This window comes from Sphaerotilus sulfidivorans (genome assembly GCF_013426975.1).
Lineage (GTDB): Bacteria > Pseudomonadota > Gammaproteobacteria > Burkholderiales > Burkholderiaceae_C > Sphaerotilus > Sphaerotilus sulfidivorans.
This window is the reverse complement of the sequence record NZ_JACCPY010000003.1, coordinates 114,129-131,908: the sequence shown is the minus strand read 5'-3', so window position 1 is coordinate 131,908 and position 17,780 is coordinate 114,129. Positions and strand designations below refer to the sequence as shown.

The window sequence follows — 17,780 nt, the reverse complement described above, 5'->3', positions numbered from 1 at the left end:
CGTGTGTTCGGGGGGGGCAGGGCGGCGCGACTCTCGCGCTCAGGCCGCCGGCTTCTGGGAGACGTGCAGGCCGCATTCCTTGGCCGATTCGTCTTCCCACCACCAGCGACCGGCGCGGAATTCCTGACCCACCGCGATCGCGCGGGTGCAGGGAGCGCAGCCGATGCTCGGCATGAACTGGTCGTGCAGCGGGTTGTAGGGCACCTCGTTGGCGGCGATGTAGTGCCACACGTCGTTCCAGGACCAGTCCACCAGAGGATTGATTTTCGCACGACCCTGGTCGTCGGCCTCGACGGTGCGGACCTCGCCGCGTGCGTTGGACTGCTCGCGGCGCAGGCCGGTGACCCAGGCGGTGCGCCCGGCCAGCATGCGCGAGAGCGGCTCCATCTTGCGCACGCCGCAGCAGGCCTTGCGCAGCGCGATGCTCTCGTACATCGCCTTCTCGCCGTTCTTCTGCACGAACTCGATCACGGCCTCCTGCACCGGGCGGTAGACCTCGACCTTCAGGCCGTAGTGCGCCTCGATCCGCGGGATCAGCGCGACCGTCTCGGCATGCAGCGCGCCGGTCTCCAGCGTCGCCAGCGTGATCGGCAGCTGATGGCGCGCGATCAGGTCGGTGACGACCATGTCCTCGGCGCCGAGGCTGGTCGACTGGATGATGCTGCCGGGGTGGGCGGCGGCGGCATCCTTCAGCGCCTGCAGGGCCGCTTCCAGGCGGTCCTCGAAGCCCGGCTTCCTGCGGCCGTACAGGGCGATCGCGCTCATATCGCGGCTCCGGCGTTGAGGAAGTCGGCGCCGCCGGTCGCGGCCGGACGGGCGAAGACCGGGCGGGCCTCGCCGACCGCGCCCTGGTAGTGGCCGGCGAAGAAGCCCAGCGCGCGCTCGGCGGCCTCGCGCGACTGGTCGCGGCGCAGCGCCACCGCGTCGAAGCCGGTGCGCTGCATCAGCGGCAGCATGTCGACCAGCGCCTCGCCGGTGGCGCGGATCTGGCCCTGGAACTGGTAGCGCACCCGCAGCAGCCGGGCCTGGGTGTAGGCACGGCCGTCCACCCACTTCGGGAACTGCAGCGCGACGAGCGACAGGCGCGGCAGGTCGGCGGCCAGCGTCTCGACGTCGACGCTGTTGGGCAGGATCACCCCGACGGCCAGGCCGGCCGGCCAGGTCTCGCGCACCGCGTGCCACTGCTCCAGCGTCAGCAGCAGATGGTCCTTGGGCTGCGGGTGCGGGATCGGGCCGTCCTCGCCGCCGACGGTGTGCCACGGGTCATGGGCGATGTCGATGAACTTCATGGTGTGTCGTGTTCCGGATGTCGGTCGGCCGCGGCTCAGGCGCGGGCGGTGGCGGTGCGCTGGGCGTTGGCGGCGGCCTTGAACGGGTCCAGGCCGATGCGGTGCAGCGCGTCGATGAACTTCTCGTCGGGCTGGCGCAGCTCGCGGTAGGTGTCGAGAATGGCCTCGACCGCGTCGGTGATCTCGCTGGCGGCGAACGACGGACCGATGACCTTGCCCGGCACGGCCAGCGGCGCATGGGCCGAGCCGTCCGAGCCGCCCAGCGTCACCTGGTACCACTCGCTGCCGTCCTTGTCGACGCCGAGAATGCCGATGTGGCCGCTGTGGTGGTGACCGCAGGAGTTGATGCAGCCGCTGATGTGCAGGTCGATCTCGCCCAGGTCGAACACCTCGTCCAGATCGGCGAAGCGCTCGGTCAGCTCGGCGGCCACCGGGATGGAGCGCGCGTTGGCCAGATCGCAGAAGTCGCCGCCCGGGCAGGCGATCATGTCGGTGACCAGGCCGATGTTGGGCGTGGCGTAGCCGGCGGCCTTGGCGGCGGCGTGGACCTCGGGCAGGTCGCTGGCCTTGACCCAGGGCAGCAGCAGGTTCTGGTCGTGCGTGACGCGCAGCTCGCCGAGCGAGAAGCGGTCGGCCAGGTCGGCCGCGGCGTCGAGCTGGGCGTCGGTGGCGTCGCCCGGCGCCTGGCCGGCACGCTTGACCGACAGCGTCACCGCGCGCCAGCCCGGCACCTGGTGCGCGTGCACATTGCGCTGCAGCCAGCGCTGGTAGGCCAGCGGCGCGTCGGCGTCCGCGGCCGGCTCGGCCAGCGGCTCGACGCCGGCCGGGCGGGTGAAGCAGGCCGCGACGCGGTCGAGCTCGGCCTGCGGGATCAGGTGCAGCGCGCCGTCCGGGTCGTTCTCGAGAATCTGGCGGAACTCGGCCTCGACCTGGTCGAAGTACTTCTGGCCCTCGGCCTTGACCAGGATCTTGATGCGTGCCTTGTAGGCGTTGTCGCGGCGGCCGTAGCGGTTGTAGACCCGCACCACGGCTTCCAGGTAGACCAGGATCTGGTTCCAGGGCAGGAATTCGCGGATCACCGAGCCGATGATCGGCGTGCGGCCCATGCCGCCGCCGACCAGCACCTTGAAGCCGATCTCGCCGGCGTCGTTCCTCACCAGCTGCAGGCCCACGTCATGCCAGCCGATCGCGGCACGGTCTTCCGCGGCGCCGGAGATGGCGATCTTGAACTTGCGCGGCAGGAAGGCGAACTCGGGATGCAGCGTGCTCCACTGGCGCAGCACCTCGGCGTAGGGGCGCGGATCGACCAGCTCGTCGGCGGCCACGCCGGCCAGGCCGTCGGTGGTGATGTTGCGGATGCAGTTGCCGCTGGTCTGGATGCCGTGCATGTCGACCGCCGCCAGCTTGTCCATCACGTCGGCGGCCTGCTTGAGCGGGATCCAGTTGTACTGGACGTTCTGGCGGGTGGTGAAGTGCACATAGCCGCGGTCATGCACCCGCGCGATCTCGGCCAGCGCGCGGATCTGGCCGCTGCCGATCGCGCCGTAGGGCACCGCCACGCGCAGCATCGGCGCATGGCGCTGGATGTACCAGCCGTTCTGCAGGCGCAGTGCCTTGAAGTCGTCGCCGTCGAGCTGGCCGGCGAAGTGGCGGTCGAGCTGGTCGCGGAACTGGGCCGCCCGGGCGCGGACGAACTGGCGGTCGAAGTCGGTGTACTTGTACATGGAGGGTTTCGGGTCGTTCGTTCAGGCTCTCGCACTCAGGCGGTCATCAGGATCTTGCGGGCAGCCAGCAGCAGCGAGGCACACAGCGCCAGGCGCGTCCAGACATCGGGCAGCATCTTCGTCAGGCGCGCGCCGATCCAGATGGCCGGCACCGAGCCCACGAGCAGCTCGAGCAGCAGCATCCATTCGACATTGCCCAGCGTCGCATGGCCGATGCCTGCCACAAGCGTCAGCGGCACGGCGTGGGCGATGTCGGTGCCGACCAGCCGCGTCGTCGGCAGGCGAGGGTACAGCAGCAGGATCATCGTCGCGCCCAGTGCGCCGGCGCCGATGGAGCTCAGCGACACCAACACGCCCAGGATCAGTCCGCACAGCAGTGTCAGGCCGGTCTGGCGCTGCGGCGTGATGAACTGCTCCAGCCACAGGCCGACGCGGTGCCACACGGGACGGAAGATGATCGTCACCGCTGTCAGCACCAGCGCGATGCCCAGCGCGTAGCTCAGCATGCTGTCGGCCTGCTTGGTGATGCCCACCGTGTGCATCCACGCGGTCGTCCCGATCGAGGCTGGAATGCTGCCGGCCAGCAGCCAGGCGGTGATGCGGTAGTCGACATGGCCGTGGCGGTGGTGCGCGATCGAACCGGACACTTTCGTCAGGCCGGCAAACCAGAGGTCGGTGCCGATGGCCACCGCCTTCTCCAGGTTGAACACCGAGATCAGCAGTGGCGTCATCAGCGAACCGCCGCCAACGCCGGTGACGCCGACGATCAGGCCGATGCCAAAGCCGGCGGCGATCGCGATCCAGTCAATGGAGAGTCCGAGCATGAGGCAGAGGTTCAGGGTCGTGCAGGGTGAGGTGCGCGACTGTAATGAGCCTGGTCATGCGTGAAAACTACATTTTCATGAGATGCTTATATCTGTAGGTGAATAAATGGTGGGTGCAGTGCATCAGCGCGGTCGGGCGAACGGCTCGCCGCCGATGCGGCTGCCGGCCGACAGGCCCTTCTTCGCGAACCAGCCCTGGTTCATCTCGAGCACGAAGCGCACCGGCTTCTTCGAGCAGTGCGAGTCCTCGGTCTGCGGCTTCATGTCCTCGATGTTGACGATGCGGCCCTCGTCGTCGAGGAAGGCGGCCGACAGCGGGATCAGCGTGTTGCGCATCCAGAAGCACTGCACGCCGGGCTGCTCGAAGATGAACAGCATGCCCTCGCCGGCGGGCATCGCGCTGCGGTGCATCAGCCCGATCTGGCGCTGCAGGTCGGTGCGCGCCACCTCGGCACGGATCTGGTGCATGCCGGCCGTCAGCGTGATCGCCGGCAGCTTCTGCGGTCCCTCCTGGGCGAAAGCGGCACCCGGCAGCAGCAGGCTCAGCGCCAGACCCAGCGTCGACATCAGCGCCGCCCGGGGCCGCCTGGCCGGCCTCTGGCGCCGGAGCCGATCAGGATGCCGATCTTTCGTGGTGGAATCCCCACAGCGGTGCAGGTGGGTGAGGCGCGTCAACACGGCACATCCGGGTTGAACCGGATCGAACTTGATGTGGATCATGTTTTGAGGGGGGCTGCCCCCAAAGAATAGCGCATGCGTGGCGGTCGCTCGGCCGTCCCATGCCCCCATGCCCGCCACAACCCCACCCTCCGCCCGTGTCGATGCTCCATTGACGCCGTCTTCGGCCGCGTCCGGACCTGTCACGCCCGTGGTGCCGGGCCAGTTCAGCGGCGATCCTGCGCTGACCGCCACCCAGGCCGCCGCGGTCGACGATCGCGCCCAGCAGCAGGCCTTCACCCAGTGGATCGACGATGGCCAGGGCGGCGAGCTGGGCCAGTCGCGCCTGCTGATCGGCGGCATGTACTGCGCGGCCTGCGCCGGCCAGATCGAGGAGGCGCTGCTGAAGGTCGACGGGGTGAGCCGGGCCGAGGTCAGCGGTGCCGCGCAGCGTGCGGTGGTGGTCTGGGATCCGCGGCGCACCCGGGTCTCCGCGATGATCGAGGCGGTGCGCTCGATCGGCTACGGGGCGTTTCCCGACACCGGGGCGCAGGCCGTCGCACTGGCCACGAAGGAGTCTCGCCAGTCGCTGTGGCGGCTCTTCGTCGCCTCCTTCTGCATGATGCAGGTGATGATGTACGCCACGCCCACCTATGTGGCGGCGCCTGGCGACATCACGCCCGACATGCTCGGCCTGCTGAGCTGGGCCAGCTGGGTGCTGAGCATTCCGGTGATCATCTTCGCGGCCGGTCCCTTCTTCCGCGGCGCCTGGAACGGTCTGCGCGAACGCCGCGTCTCGATGGACCTGCCGATCGCGCTGGGCATCGCGGTCACCTTCGTCGCCAGCTCGGTGGCGACCTTCGATCCGGCCGGGCCATTCGGCTCGGAGGTCTACTTCGACTCGCTGACGATGTTCGTCAGCTTCCTGTTCGCGGCGCGCACGCTCGAGGCGCGGGCACGCCAGCGTGCGGCGCAGTCGCTCGATGCGGTGATGCGCCGGCTGCCCGATGCGGTCGAGCGCCTGGATGCGGCCGACCGTGGCGAGCTGGTGCCGTCGTCGGCGCTGGCCGTCGGCGACCGGGTGCGGGTGCATGCCGGCCAGGCCTTCGCCGCCGATGGCCGACTGCTCGAGGGCCGCACCCAGGTCGACGAGGCGATGCTGACCGGCGAGTCGCGTCCGGTCGACCGGGCCGTCGGCGACGAGGTCTCCGCCGGCTGCCTGAACCTGGGCGCGCCGGTGGTGATGGAGGTGCTGCAGCTCGGCGTGCAGACCCGCTACCAGCGCATCGTCTCGCTGGTCGAGCGTGCGCTGACCGAGCGCCCCGCCTTCATCCTGGCCACCGACCGGCTGGCCGGCCCCTTCCTGATCGCGGTGCTGGTGCTGGCGGCGCTGGCCTGGGGCGCGTGGATGTTCATCGATCCGTCGCGGGCGCTGTGGGTGGCGGTCGCGGTGCTGGTGGTGACCTGCCCGTGCGCGCTGTCGCTGGGCGCACCGGTGGCGCTGCTGGCCACCGCCGGCGAGCTGGCACGCCGCGGCATCGTCGTGCAGCGCCTGGATGCGCTGGAAGTCCTGACCCGGGTGGGCGACGTGGTCTTCGACAAGACCGGCACCGTCACCGAGGACCGGCTGGCGCTGGCCGCCACCGTCGAGATGCAGCCGACCGCGCCGGTCTGCGCCGGATTGCCGGCCGGGCTGCTGCGGGATGTGGCCCGCCAGCTGGCCGAGCGCTCCTCGCATCCGCTGTCGCGTGCGCTGGTGCAGGCGCTGCCGCCGGCCGACTGGTCGGCCGAGCCGACCGATCTGCTCGAGCAGGCCGGGCAGGGCGTGCAGGCGAGCGTGCGCATCGCGGCCTGCAGCCTCGAGGTCCGTCTGGGCTCCGGCGCCTGGTGCGGTGCAGCCGAGGCGGCGGCTGCGGTGCAGCGTCCCCAGGTCTGGCTGGCGCTGCGCGATCGTCAGGCCGATGCCGCCTCGCTCTGGCAGCCGGTGCTGCGCTTCGAGTTCGACGAGGTGCTGCGCGCCGATGCGGTCAGCGGCACCGCCCGCCTGGCTGCGGATGGCCTGGCGCTGCACCTGCTGTCGGGCGACCAGCCCGGCAGCGTCGCGGCGATGGCCGCGCGGCTGGGCATCGCCGACGCGCGTTCGCGCTGCACGCCCCAGGACAAGCTCGAAGCGGTCGAGGCCCTGCAGCGTCAAGGCCGTGTCGTCGCGATGGTCGGCGACGGGATCAATGATGCGCCTGTGCTGGCCCGTGCCGACGTGTCGATCGCGATGGGCACCGCGGCGGCGCTGGCCCAGGCCCGTGCCGACGTGATCGTGCTGTCCGACCGCATCGAGGATCTGCCGGTGGTGTTCACGACCGCGCGCCGCACGCTGGCGGTGGTGCGGCAGAACCTGCGCTGGGCGCTGATCTACAACGCGGTGTCGGTGCCGCTGGCGCTGGCGGGCTGGATGCCGCCCTGGCTGGCAGGCGTCGGCATGGCGGCCAGCTCGCTGCTGGTGGTGGTCAACGCGCTGCGTCTGACGACCTGGCGGCTGCGTCTGCCGGGAAAGGGCTGAGCGATGGACATCCTTTTCCTGCTGATTCCGCTGTCCATCGTGCTGGTCTTCCTGATCATCGTGATCTTCGCCTGGGCCCTGAAGGCCGGCCAGTTCGACGACATCGAGCGAGAGGGCGAGCGCATGCTGCGCGCAGACCCGGACGAGCTTGATTCGAGTCAACCTCGTCACTGACGGGGTGCCAAAGAATTCCCGTCCGGGATCGAGAGAGTTTCCAAGGAGCAACCAATGGCAATCAACACACAGACGGCTGGCCCCGTCTACAGCGATGCGGTGGTACGGCAGTTTGCCGTGGCCGCCGTGCTGTGGGGCATCGTGGGGATGTTCGTCGGGGTCGTGATCGCGGCCCAGCTGGCATTTCCCGAACTGACCAACGGCATTTCCTGGCTGAGCTACGGCCGGCTGCGACCGCTGCACACCAATGCGGTCATCTTCGCCTTCGGCGGCTGCGCGCTGTTCGCGACCAGCTACCACGTGGTGCAGCGCACCTGCCAGACCCGGCTGTTCGCGCCCGGGCTGGCCCAGTTCACCTTCTGGGGCTGGCAGCTGGTGATCCTGGCCGCAGCCGTGTCGCTGCCGCTGGGCTTCACTCAAGGCAAGGAATATGCCGAGCTGGAGTGGCCGATCGACATCCTGATCGCCGTCGTCTGGGTCAGCTATGCCATCGTGTTCTTCGGCACCGTGGGCATCCGCAAGGTCAGCCACATCTATGTGGGCAACTGGTTCTTCGGCGCCTTCATCCTGGCCGTCGCGCTGCTGCACATCGTCAACTCGGCCGCGATTCCGGTCGGTCTGACGAAGTCCTACTCGGCCTATGCCGGCGTGCAGGACGCGATGGTGCAATGGTGGTACGGCCACAATGCGGTGGGCTTCTTCCTGACCGCCGGCTTCCTGGGCATGATGTACTACTACATTCCCAAGCAGGCCAACCGTCCGGTCTATTCTTACCGCCTGTCGATCGTGCACTTCTGGGCGCTGATCTTCACCTACATGTGGGCGGGTCCGCACCATCTGCACTACACCGCGCTGCCGGACTGGACGCAGTCGGTGGGCATGATCTTCTCGCTGGTGCTGCTGGCACCGAGCTGGGGCGGCATGATCAACGGCATCATGACCCTGTCGGGCGCGTGGAACAAGCTGCGTGACGACCCGATCCTGAAGTTCCTGATCGTCTCGCTGTCGTTCTACGGCATGTCGACCTTCGAAGGTCCGATGATGTCGATCAAGACCGTCAACGCGCTGAGCCACTACACCGACTGGACCGTCGGCCATGTGCACTCCGGCGCGCTGGGCTGGGTCGGCATGGTGTCGATCGGCTCGCTGTACCACCTGATCCCGCGCATGTTCGGCCGCAAGCAGATGTTCAGCGTGCGTGCCATCGAGCTGCACTTCTGGCTGGCCACCATCGGCATCGTGCTCTACATCGCCGCGCTGTGGATCGCCGGCGTCATGCAGGGCCTGATGTGGCGTGCCACCAACCCCGACGGCACGCTGGTCTACAGCTTCGTCGAGAGCGTCAAGGCGTCCTACCCGTTCTATGTCATCCGCCTGGGCGGCGGTCTGATGTACCTGACCGGCATGCTGCTGATGGCCTGGAACACCGTCATGACCATCCGCGCCGGCAAGGCCGAGCCGGTGGCCATCCCGCCGGTGGCCGCGGCCCACGCCTGACCCCGACCCACGGAGCAACATCACCATGGCAAACAAGAATGCACCGGTGACTGGTCACGAGAAGATCGAGACCAGCAACTTCCTGATGATCGTCCTGACGCTGGTCACCATCCTCTTCGGTGGCCTGACGGAGATCGTCCCGCTGTTCTTCCAGACCTCGACCACCCAGCCGGTGGAGGGCCTCAAGCCCTACACCGCGCTGCAGCTCGCCGGCCGTGACGTCTACCTGCGCGAAGGCTGCTACAACTGCCACTCGCAGATGATCCGTCCCTTCCGCGCCGAGACGCTGCGCTACGGCGAGATCTCCAAGGCGGGCGAGTTCGTCTACGACCATCCGTTCCAGTGGGGCTCGAAGCGCACCGGTCCTGACCTGCACCGCGTGGGCGGCAAGTACAGCGACCAGTGGCACTACGTGCACCTGATGAACCCGCGCGACGTGGTGCCCGAGTCGAACATGCCGGCCTATCCCTGGCTCGACACCGCGCCGGCCAATGTCGACATCGGCAAGAACATGGCGGCGCTGCGCAAGGTCGGCGTGCCCTACAGCGACGACGAGATCGCTAAGGCGGCCGACGAGGTCAAGGGCAAGACGGAAATGCAGGCGCTGATCGCTTATCTGCAGGTGATGGGCACCGCAGGTGGCAAGGCGACCCCGGCCGCGACCACCGCGGCTGCGCAGTGACCGGAGGAGGAGCGTCATGGACATCGTCAACGACCTCCGCAGTCTCGTCACCGTCTTCTTCCTGATCCTGTTCCTGGGCATCGTCGCCTGGGCCTATTCCAGCCGCAACCGCTCGGCCTTCGACGAGGCCGCGTCGCTCGCGCTCGACGGTGACGAGCCGGCTGATCTCAAGACAAGCACAAGCAACGGAGGCACCCGTGAGTGACTTCATTTCGAGTTTCTGGTCGTGGTACGTCATCGCGATCGTGGTGGGCGGACTGGTGTTCTGCGTGTTCGTGCTGGCGGTGGCCAGCAAGCGCACCGTCATGGCGGACGACAATTCGACCGGCCATGTGTGGGACGAGGATCTGCGCGAGATGAACAACCCGCTGCCGCGCTGGTGGATGGGCCTGTTCATCATCACGGTGGTGTTCGCCGCGATCTACCTGACGCTCTATCCGGGCCTGGGTGGCAGCAAGGGCGTTCTGAACTGGTCTTCCAAAGGCCAGCTCGAGGCCGAGCATGCCAAGGCCCGCGAGGCGATGGCGCCGATCTACGCCGGCTTCATGACGATGACGCCGGAAGCGCTGGCGGCCGACTCGAAGGCCATGGGCATCGGCGAGCGGCTGTTCGTCAACAACTGCGCCACCTGCCACGGCTCGGATGCCCGCGGCAGCAAGAGCTTCCCGAACCTGACGGACAACGACTGGCTGGGCGGCACGGGCGTCGAGTACATCGCCAAGACCATCGCCGAGGGTCGCCAGGGCATGATGCCCCCGATGGCTGCGGCGGTCGGCTCGGCCGAGGACGTCAAGAACGTCGCCAACTATGTGCTGAGCCTGTCGGGCAGCGCGCATGACTCGATCCGCGCGCAGCTGGGCAAGAGCAAGTTCGGCGCCTGCGCCGCCTGCCACGGTGCCGATGGCAAGGGCATGCAGGCCATGGGCGCGCCGAACCTGACCGACAAGGTCTGGCTGCACGGCTGGGGCGAGGCTGCCGTGATCGCGATGATCAACAACGGCAAGACCAACGTCATGCCGCAGCACGCCAGCCGCCTGTCGCCGGAACAGATCAAGGTGCTCGCCGCCTATGTCTGGAGCCTGTCGCACAAGGGTGACAAGCAGACCGCGCTCGCTCCCGCAGGGGATGCGAAAGCGCAATAACCTTAAGTTCATCCTGGGTTAAAACCGAGGCCATGGATACCAGCAAGACGGGCGCTTCGCCCATTTCCTCGCCCTCCGTGGCCTCTGCCTCCGCCGGTCCTGCGCCGGCTGCCGAGCCGGCAGCCGCCAGGACCGTCTCGCTTTACCAGAAGTCGAAGAAGATCTATCCGCGCGCCGTCAGCGGCTATTTCGCGAAGTGGCGCTGGGCCCTGGTGTGGCTCACCCAGATCGTCTTCTACGGCCTGCCCTGGCTGATGTGGAACGACCGCCAGGCGGTGCTGTTCGATCTGGTCAGCCGGCGCTTCTACCTGTTCGGTCTGGTGCTGTATCCGCAGGACCTGATCTACCTGACCGGACTGCTGATCATCTCCGCCTACGGGCTGTTCCTGTTCACCGCGGTGGGTGGGCGACTGTGGTGCGGCTACGCCTGCCCGCAGACGGTCTACACCGAGATCTTTCTGTGGTTCGAGCACCGCTTCGAGGGCGATCGCGCCCAGCGGATGAAGCTCGACGCCGGCCCGTGGACGGCCGAGAAGATCCGCCGCAAGGGCGCCAAGCATCTGGTGTGGGTGCTGTTCGCGCTGTGGACCGGCTTCACCTTCGTCGGCTACTTCACCCCCATCCACACGCTGGCGGCCGAGGCGATGACGCTCGGCTTCGGCCCGTGGGAATGGTTCTGGGTGCTGTTCTACGCCTTCGCGACCTGGGGCAATGCCGGCTTCATGCGCGAACAGGTCTGCAAGTACATGTGCCCGTACGCGCGTTTCCAGAGCGCGATGTTCGACAAGGACACGCTGATCATCAGCTACGACGCCGAGCGGGGTGACCCGCGCGGCTCGCGCGGCAAGAAGGTCGACCCGAAGAGCAAGGGCCTGGGCGACTGCGTCGACTGTGGCGTGTGCGTGCAGGTCTGTCCGACCGGCATCGACATCCGCAACGGCCTGCAGTACGAGTGCATCGGCTGCGCCGCCTGCATCGATGCCTGCGACGGCATCATGGACAAGATGAACTACCCGCGCGGCCTGATCCGCTACGCGACCCAGAACGGCCTGAAGGAGCATTTCACCCGTGCGCAGATGTGGCGCCGGGTGCTGCGTCCTCGGGTGCTGATCTACACCGTGATCCTGGTGCTGATCGTGGCGGCGGTCGGCGCGAGCATCTGGATGCGCACGCCGTTCCGTGTCGACGTGATCCGGGATCGTGCCTCGCTGGCGCGCATCGTCGACGAAGGTCAGATCGAGAACGTCTATCGCTTGCAGGTGATGAATGCCGGCGAGCAGCCGCATCGCTACCGCCTGGGCGTGAGCGGCCTGAATGGCATCACGGTCGATCCGGCCACGGAGATCGAGGTCGGTGCGGCCGAGGCCCGTTGGGTGACGGTATCCGTCCGGGTTCAACCGGAGGCGGCAGCCGAAGCCGGACCGGGCTCGCACGAAATACACTTCGACATCGCGCGTGTCGATGGTCAGGATCCGGCGCCTCTGGTCGTGCGCGAGAAGTCGACCTTCATCATTCCGCGCTGAGGAGATCTCCGCATGAGCCGAACCCCTGCGAATTCCGTTTCCGCCCCGGCTGACGATCCGCGGCCGTGGTGGCGCTTCAAGATGATGTGGCTGGTGGTCGGCGGGCCGCTGGTCGTCGTCGCAGCCAGCTTCGTGACGCTGACCCTGGCGCTGAAGAACCCCGATCCGGTCATCCAGACGGCCGAGCATGTGTCGGCCGATCAGGCGGCCAACGCGCCGGCCATGCAGGGCCGCAACCATGCGGCCACCGGGGGCGTCAAATGAAGACCGACCCGTTCGAGCATGACGGTTCACCTGTGTTCGATGGCGGGGCGGAGGTCCAGCCCGCGGCCTCGGCGCGCGAGCGCCGCTGGCCGGCGGTGCTGTGGCCGTCCTTCCTGATGGCCGGCGTCGTCGAGATGCTGGTGTTCTCGATGGTCGATCCGGCCGACCTGCGCTGGATGGGCAGCCCGGTGGCCGAGGCCGACGCGATGACGATCTACTCGGTCGCCTTCCTGCTGTTCTGGGTGCTGATCGCGCTGGCCAGCGCGATGACGCAGCTGGTGATGGGCGATGAGGGTGGCCCGTCCGCCGGACGGCATCCATCAGCCTGATCCTGCTGCCGGATCGGCTCCGGCGAGACCCGGAGCCCGGCGCTCAGCAGTTGGCCGCGTTGACCACCCGCTGCAGCGCGTTCTGGTCGAGGATGCGGATGTCGCGCTGCTTGACCTCCAGGATGCCTTCCTCCTGGAACTTCGAGAAGGTGCGACTGACCGTCTCCAGCTTCAGGCCCAGGTAGCTGCCGATCTCCTCGCGGGTCATGCGCAGCACCAGCGCCGAGGCCGAGAAGCCGCGCGCCTGCAGCCGCTGGGTCAGGTTCAGCAGGAAAGCCGCCAGACGTTCCTCGGCGCGCATCGATCCCAGCAGCAGCATCACGCCATGGTCGCGCACGATCTCGCGGCTCATGATCTTGTGGAACTGGTGCTGCAGCAGCGTGACCTCGCGCGACAGCGTCTCGAGCTGGCTGTAGGGAATCATGCAGACCTGCGAGTCCTCCAGCGCGATCGCGTCGCAGGAGTGGTGGTCGGTGCTGATGCCGTCGAGGCCGATCAGCTCACCGGCCATCTGGAAGCCGGTGACCTGCTCGCGGCCATCCGCTGCCGACACGACGGTCTTGAAGAAGCCGGTGCGCACCGCGTAGAGCGCGGTGAAGGTCTCGCCGGCATGGAACAGGCTCTCGCCGCGGCGCACGGTCCGGCGGGTGCCGATGATGTCGTCGATCGAGGACAGCTCTTCGTCCGACAGGCCGACCGGCAGGCACAGCTCGCGCAGATTGCAGGCGGAGCAGGCGACCTTGAGCGCGTCAAGGCGGGGGGACGTCGTGGTGTCGTGCATGGCGAAAAAGGCGTTGGTGTTTCGATGCGGATCCGCTCGAGCCCCATTCTGAGGCCGAAGACTCTCGATCCGATCAATCGCGGTCGATTCTTGGGGATGTGTCCTGCATCGTGCTTGAGCTGCGTCAAGGTACGCCGGGCATCCGTCGGCACAGTGTGCGTCCATGGACCAACCGACTCTCCAACCGACCCGCGGCAGCGGCCTGCAGGCCGAGCCCGTTCTGACCGACGAACTGCTGCACCGGATGGATCGGCCCGGACCGCGCTACACCTCCTATCCGACCGCCGACCGCTTTGTCGAGGCCTTCACCGCCGAGCATTTCCTGCAGGCGCTGGCCCAGCGCCATGACATGGGCGGGGTCGGCGGGGCGGGCGCGCCGCTGTCGCTCTACATCCATGTGCCGTTCTGCGAGTCGGTCTGCTACTACTGCGCCTGCAACAAGATCGTCACCCGCGACCACGGCCGTGCCGCGGCCTACCTGGATGCGCTCGAGCACGAGATGGCGCTGGCGGCCGACGCGCTGGGCGAGCGGGTGCAGGTCTCGCAGCTGCATTTCGGCGGCGGCACGCCGACCTTCCTGAGCGACGAGGAGCTGTCGCGGCTGATGGCGGCGATCCGCACGCGCTTCGAGCTGCTGCCCAAGGGCGAGTTCTCGATCGAGATCGACCCGCGCACCGTCACCCGCCAGCGTCTGGCGCATCTGCGCGCGCTCGGGCTGAACCGCGTCTCCTTCGGCGTGCAGGACTTCGACGCCCAGGTCCAGCAGGCGGTGCACCGCATCCAGCCCTTCGAGCAGGTCGAGGCGCTGATGCGCGATGCGCGCGAGCTGGGCTTCGAGTCGATCAATGTCGATCTGATCTACGGCCTGCCGCGCCAGACGCCCGAGAGCTTCGAGCGCACGGTGCGCCAGGTGGCCGGCCTGCGGCCGGATCGCATCGCGATGTACGGCTATGCGCACCTGCCGACCCGCTTCAAGCCGCAGCGCCGCATCGAGCCGGCCGAGCTGCCCAGTGGTGGCCAGCGGGTGGGCATGCTGGCGCAGGCGCTGGCCGGCTTCGTCAGCCATGGCTACCAGTACATCGGCATGGACCACTTCGCGCTGCCTGACGATCCGCTGGCGCAGGCCAAGCGCCAGGGGCGGCTGCACCGCAACTTCCAGGGCTACAGCACGCAGCCCGACTGCGACCTGATCGGCCTGGGCGTGTCGGCGATCTCCCGGGTGGGGGCTTGCTACAGCCAGAACGCCAAGACGCTCGACGAGTATTACGATGCGCTGCGTTCCAACCAGCTTCCGGTGGTGCGCGGCCTGGCGCTGACGCGCGACGACCTGGTGCGGCGCGCGGTGATCATGTCGATCATGTGCCATGGCCGGCTCAGCTACGAGTCGGTCGCGCTGGCCCATCTGATCGACGTGCGCTCGTATTTCGCCGCCGAGATCGAGGCGCTCGAGGATCTGGCCCGCGACGGCCTGGTCACGCTGAGCGAGGACGGGCTGGAGGTCACGCCGCTGGGCTGGTACTTCGTCCGCTCGGTCGCGATGGTCTTCGACCGTCACCTGCGGGCCGACCGCAACCGGGAGCGCTTCTCCAAGGTGATCTGAATGACAGGTGCGCTGCTGCTGACGGCGGCACTGATGGGCCTGGCCGGCACGCCGCACTGCGCGGCGATGTGCGCGGCCGGATGTGCGGCGGTGGCGCGGCGCTGCACGCCGCAGGCGCCGACGCGCGGCGCGCTGGGGCTGCTGGCCGGGCGGCTGCTGGCCTATGCGCTGGCGGGTGCGACGGCGGCCTCGATCGTCGGCGGGCTGCGCTGGCTGGCCGAGGTGGCGGGCTGGCTGCGCCCGCTCTGGACCGGGCTGCAGCTGTTCATGGTGATGATCGGCCTGTGGCTGCTGCTGCGCGGACGCTTGCCCGCCGCGCTGGAGGCCTGGATCGAGCAGCGGACAAGGGCCCGGCCCGAACTGCCCGACGGCACGCGGCGCGTCGCGATGCCGGGCGAGCTCAAGGCCGCCGGTGTCGGCCTGCTGTGGCCGGCATTGCCCTGCGGTCTGCTGCATGCGGCGCTGCTGCTGGCGGCGGTGGCGTCCTCGCCGCTGGAGGGCGCGGCGGTCATGGCCGTCTTCGCGCTGGCCAGCAGCGCGGCGCTGCTGCTGGGGCCGGCGCTGTGGCTGCGGCTGCTGCCGGCCGCGCTGCGGCGCTCCGGCGTGGCAAGCGGGCCGGGCGATCTGCGCGCGACCTTGCCGCTGCGCCTGTCCGGGCTGGCGGTCATGCTGCTGTCGGGCTGGTCGCTGTTCGGCCACGGCCCCTGGGCCGAGGCGCTGATCGCCTGGTGCAGCTGAGCATTGCCGCGGATGCGGCGCCGGTCCGGCATGCCTAGAATCACCGGGCGCACCGAGACCCGAAAATCTCACGCTCTCCGCCCCCATTTCCTGTTTGAAACAAGCCACGAGACCGGACCCACCATGTACCAGCACATCCAGGTGCCTGCCGAGGGACAGAAGATCAGCGTCAACGAGGATTGCACGCTGAATGTCCCGAACCATCCGATCATCCCGTTCATCGAGGGCGACGGCGTCGGCGTCGATGTCACGCCGGTGATGATCAAGGTGATCGATGCCGCGGTGGCACGCTCCTACGGCGGCGAGCGCCGCATCCACTGGATGGAGATCTTCGCCGGCGAGAAGGCGACCCGCGTCTACGGCCCCGATGTCTGGCTGCCCGACGAGACGCTCGAGGTGGTGCGCGACTATCTGGTGTCGATCAAGGGCCCGCTGACCACGCCGGTGGGCGGCGGCATCCGCTCGCTCAACGTCGCGCTGCGCCAGGAACTCGACCTCTACGTCTGCCTGCGCCCGGTGCGCTACTTCAAGGGCGTGCCCTCGCCGCTGAAGGAGCCCGAGAAGACGGACATGGTCATCTTCCGCGAGAACTCCGAGGACATCTACGCCGGCATCGAGTACCCGGCCGGCAGCGAGAAGGCGAAGCAGCTCATCCGCTTCCTGCAGGAAGAGATGGGCGTCACGAAGATCCGCTTCCCCGAGACCTCGGGCCTGGGCGTGAAGCCGGTGTCGATCGAGGGCACCGAGCGCCTGGTGCGCAAGGCCATCCAGTACGCGATCGACCATGACAAGCCCAGCGTGACCCTGGTCCACAAGGGCAACATCATGAAGTTCACGGAAGGGGGCTTCCGCGACTGGGGCTACGCGCTGGCGCAGAAGGAGTTCGGCGCCGAGCTGATCGACGGCGGCCCGTGGATGCGTCTGAAGAATCCGAAGACCGGTCGCGACATCCTCATCAAGGACGCGATCACCGATGCCTTCCTGCAGCAGGTGCTGCTGCGTCCGGCCGAGTATTCGGTGATCGCGACGCTGAACCTCAACGGCGACTACATCTCCGACGCGGTGGCGGCGCAGGTCGGCGGCATCGGCATCGCGCCGGGCGCCAACCTGTCGAACTCGGTGGCGATGTTCGAGGCCACCCACGGCACCGCGCCGCGCTATGCCGGCAAGGACTATGTGAATCCGGGTTCGCTGATCCTGTCGGCCGAGATGATGCTGCGCCACATCGGCTGGGCCGAGGCCGCCGATCTGGTGATCGAGTCGATGGAACGCGCCATCCAGACTGGCCGGGTCACCTATGATTTCGCCCGCCTGATGGAGGAGGCGACCCAGGTTTCCTGCTCCGGTTTCGGCCAGGTGATGATCGAGCAGATGTCCTGATGACGCGGCGCGACCTGAGCGCGCTGCACCGAAAAAGAAGGCCCGCAGTCGCGGGCCTTTTGTCTTGTCTGGTGGCTCAGGCGGCTGCGGTGTTTTCCGCCGCGGCCGGCTCTTCGGTGCGCATGCCCGCCTGGCCCCGGCCGGGTGGCGGGTCGATCTGGCAGATGTTTTGCGCCAGGCGGCCCTTGGGGCCATCGACCAGATCGAAGCTGACCTGCGCGCCCTGCTTCAGGGTGCGGAAGCCCTCCATCTGGATGGCGGAAAAGTGCGCGAAGACATCTTCGCCACCTTCGGCGGGCTGGATGAAGCCGAAGCCCTTGACGTCATTGAACCACTTGACGAGTCCGGTAGCCACTGATTTTTCTCCTCTTTCCCAACAAAAAACCCAATAGTTTCAGTCGGATTCTGTAGATAGAGTCTTTATGTGTCAAGAATCTGTCAGCTCTGCCAGATCCGGCTTCTGGTGCGAAGCGTGAACCAATGGCGGTTTTCCCCAGGGGCGATGCCTGCCTGCGCCGGCCGAGCGATGGCGGCGGCGGGCCGCAAATCCTGACTCGGTCCGGCAGTGCGAAGATCGGGTTGTCCGGGTCTTCAGCGCACATCCCCGCCGATCTATAGA

General features: G+C 68.0%; 19 protein-coding genes. 12 read left to right on the top strand and 7 right to left on the bottom strand.

Annotated elements, in window-relative coordinates; all coding sequences use genetic code 11:
• Positions 1-39 precede the first annotated feature (39 nt).
• From HZU84_RS02835 to HZU84_RS02815, 5 genes are all read right to left on the bottom strand, one after another.
• Positions 40-765 (bottom strand): phosphoadenylyl-sulfate reductase, encoded by a 726-nt coding sequence (locus HZU84_RS02835; RefSeq protein ID WP_149503060.1) that lies wholly within the window; start codon positions 763-765, stop codon positions 40-42.
• The gene (locus HZU84_RS02830) at positions 762-1,289 is read right to left on the bottom strand and encodes a DUF934 domain-containing protein (RefSeq protein WP_149503061.1); all 528 of its coding nucleotides are present in this window, start codon (positions 1,287-1,289) and stop codon (positions 762-764) included. Before HZU84_RS02830 ends, HZU84_RS02835 begins: the two co-directional genes overlap by 4 nt.
• Positions 1,290-1,324: 35 nt before the next feature.
• The gene (locus HZU84_RS02825; protein ID WP_149503062.1) at positions 1,325-3,013 is read right to left on the bottom strand and encodes a nitrite/sulfite reductase; all 1,689 of its coding nucleotides are present in this window, start codon (positions 3,011-3,013) and stop codon (positions 1,325-1,327) included.
• Between the two features lie 35 nt (positions 3,014-3,048).
• On the bottom strand, positions 3,049-3,837 hold the full coding sequence (locus HZU84_RS02820; protein ID WP_149503063.1) for a sulfite exporter TauE/SafE family protein: 789 nt from the start codon (positions 3,835-3,837) through the stop codon (positions 3,049-3,051).
• Positions 3,838-3,960: 123 nt separating this feature from the next.
• Complete coding sequence (locus HZU84_RS02815) at positions 3,961-4,404, bottom strand: DUF192 domain-containing protein (protein ID WP_149503064.1); 444 nt, start codon at positions 4,402-4,404, stop codon at positions 3,961-3,963.
• Positions 4,405-4,708: 304 nt separating this feature from the next.
• Between HZU84_RS02815 and HZU84_RS02810 the strand changes: the two genes are divergently transcribed.
• From HZU84_RS02810 to HZU84_RS20405, 9 genes are read left to right on the top strand one after another with little or no spacing between them, the layout of a single operon-like run.
• On the top strand, positions 4,709-7,051 hold the full coding sequence (locus HZU84_RS02810) for a heavy metal translocating P-type ATPase (RefSeq protein ID WP_310734030.1): 2,343 nt from the start codon (positions 4,709-4,711) through the stop codon (positions 7,049-7,051).
• Between the two features lie 3 nt (positions 7,052-7,054).
• Positions 7,055-7,225 (top strand): cbb3-type cytochrome oxidase assembly protein CcoS, encoded by a 171-nt coding sequence (gene ccoS, locus HZU84_RS02805; RefSeq protein ID WP_149503066.1) that lies wholly within the window; start codon positions 7,055-7,057, stop codon positions 7,223-7,225.
• Between the two features lie 54 nt (positions 7,226-7,279).
• Positions 7,280-8,722 (top strand): cytochrome-c oxidase, cbb3-type subunit I, encoded by a 1,443-nt coding sequence (gene ccoN / locus HZU84_RS02800; protein WP_149503067.1) that lies wholly within the window; start codon positions 7,280-7,282, stop codon positions 8,720-8,722.
• A gap of 25 nt (positions 8,723-8,747) precedes the next feature.
• Positions 8,748-9,404 carry a cytochrome-c oxidase, cbb3-type subunit II gene (ccoO, locus tag HZU84_RS02795; protein ID WP_149503068.1) on the top strand — a complete coding sequence of 219 codons (657 nt, stop codon included), beginning with the start codon at positions 8,748-8,750 and terminating at the stop codon, positions 9,402-9,404.
• A 16-nt stretch (positions 9,405-9,420) separates the two neighbouring features.
• Positions 9,421-9,609, top strand: a complete 189-nt coding sequence (locus HZU84_RS02790) for a cbb3-type cytochrome oxidase subunit 3 (protein WP_149503069.1) — start codon at positions 9,421-9,423, stop codon at positions 9,607-9,609.
• A complete protein-coding gene (gene ccoP, locus HZU84_RS02785; protein ID WP_149503070.1) occupies positions 9,602-10,546 on the top strand; it encodes a cytochrome-c oxidase, cbb3-type subunit III in 945 nt (314 codons plus the stop codon). Before HZU84_RS02790 ends, ccoP begins: the two co-directional genes overlap by 8 nt.
• A gap of 32 nt (positions 10,547-10,578) precedes the next feature.
• Positions 10,579-12,069, top strand: coding sequence for a cytochrome c oxidase accessory protein CcoG (gene ccoG, locus HZU84_RS02780; RefSeq protein WP_149503071.1), 1,491 nt, complete (start codon positions 10,579-10,581; stop codon positions 12,067-12,069).
• A gap of 12 nt (positions 12,070-12,081) precedes the next feature.
• Complete coding sequence (locus HZU84_RS02775; RefSeq protein ID WP_149503072.1) at positions 12,082-12,333, top strand: hypothetical protein; 252 nt, start codon at positions 12,082-12,084, stop codon at positions 12,331-12,333.
• Positions 12,330-12,662, top strand: a complete 333-nt coding sequence (locus tag HZU84_RS20405) for a hypothetical protein (RefSeq protein WP_244954443.1) — start codon at positions 12,330-12,332, stop codon at positions 12,660-12,662. The genes HZU84_RS02775 and HZU84_RS20405 overlap by 4 nt, the downstream gene beginning before the upstream one ends.
• Before the next feature lie 43 nt (positions 12,663-12,705).
• Here the strand turns inward: HZU84_RS20405 and fnr are convergent, their stop codons facing one another.
• A complete protein-coding gene (fnr, locus tag HZU84_RS02765; protein ID WP_149503073.1) occupies positions 12,706-13,443 on the bottom strand; it encodes a fumarate/nitrate reduction transcriptional regulator Fnr in 738 nt (245 codons plus the stop codon).
• Between the two features lie 163 nt (positions 13,444-13,606).
• Here fnr and hemN point away from each other — a divergent pair, with 163 nt between their 5' ends.
• The 3 genes from hemN to icd all read left to right on the top strand — a co-directional run bounded on the left by hemN (position 13,607) and on the right by icd (position 17,161).
• Entirely contained in the window at positions 13,607-15,043 is a 1,437-nt protein-coding gene (gene hemN, locus HZU84_RS02760) for an oxygen-independent coproporphyrinogen III oxidase (RefSeq protein ID WP_149503074.1), read from the top strand.
• Positions 15,044-15,781, top strand: a complete 738-nt coding sequence (locus HZU84_RS02755; protein ID WP_149503075.1) for an urease accessory protein UreH domain-containing protein — start codon at positions 15,044-15,046, stop codon at positions 15,779-15,781.
• 123 nt (positions 15,782-15,904) lie between these two features.
• Positions 15,905-17,161: an NADP-dependent isocitrate dehydrogenase gene (gene icd / locus HZU84_RS02750; RefSeq protein WP_149503076.1), complete on the top strand. Its 1,257-nt coding sequence runs from the start codon at positions 15,905-15,907 to the stop codon at positions 17,159-17,161.
• A gap of 76 nt (positions 17,162-17,237) precedes the next feature.
• Here the strand turns inward: icd and HZU84_RS02745 are convergent, their stop codons facing one another.
• Positions 17,238-17,516, bottom strand: a complete 279-nt coding sequence (locus HZU84_RS02745; RefSeq protein WP_149503077.1) for a cold-shock protein — start codon at positions 17,514-17,516, stop codon at positions 17,238-17,240.
• Positions 17,517-17,780: the final 264 nt, after the last annotated feature.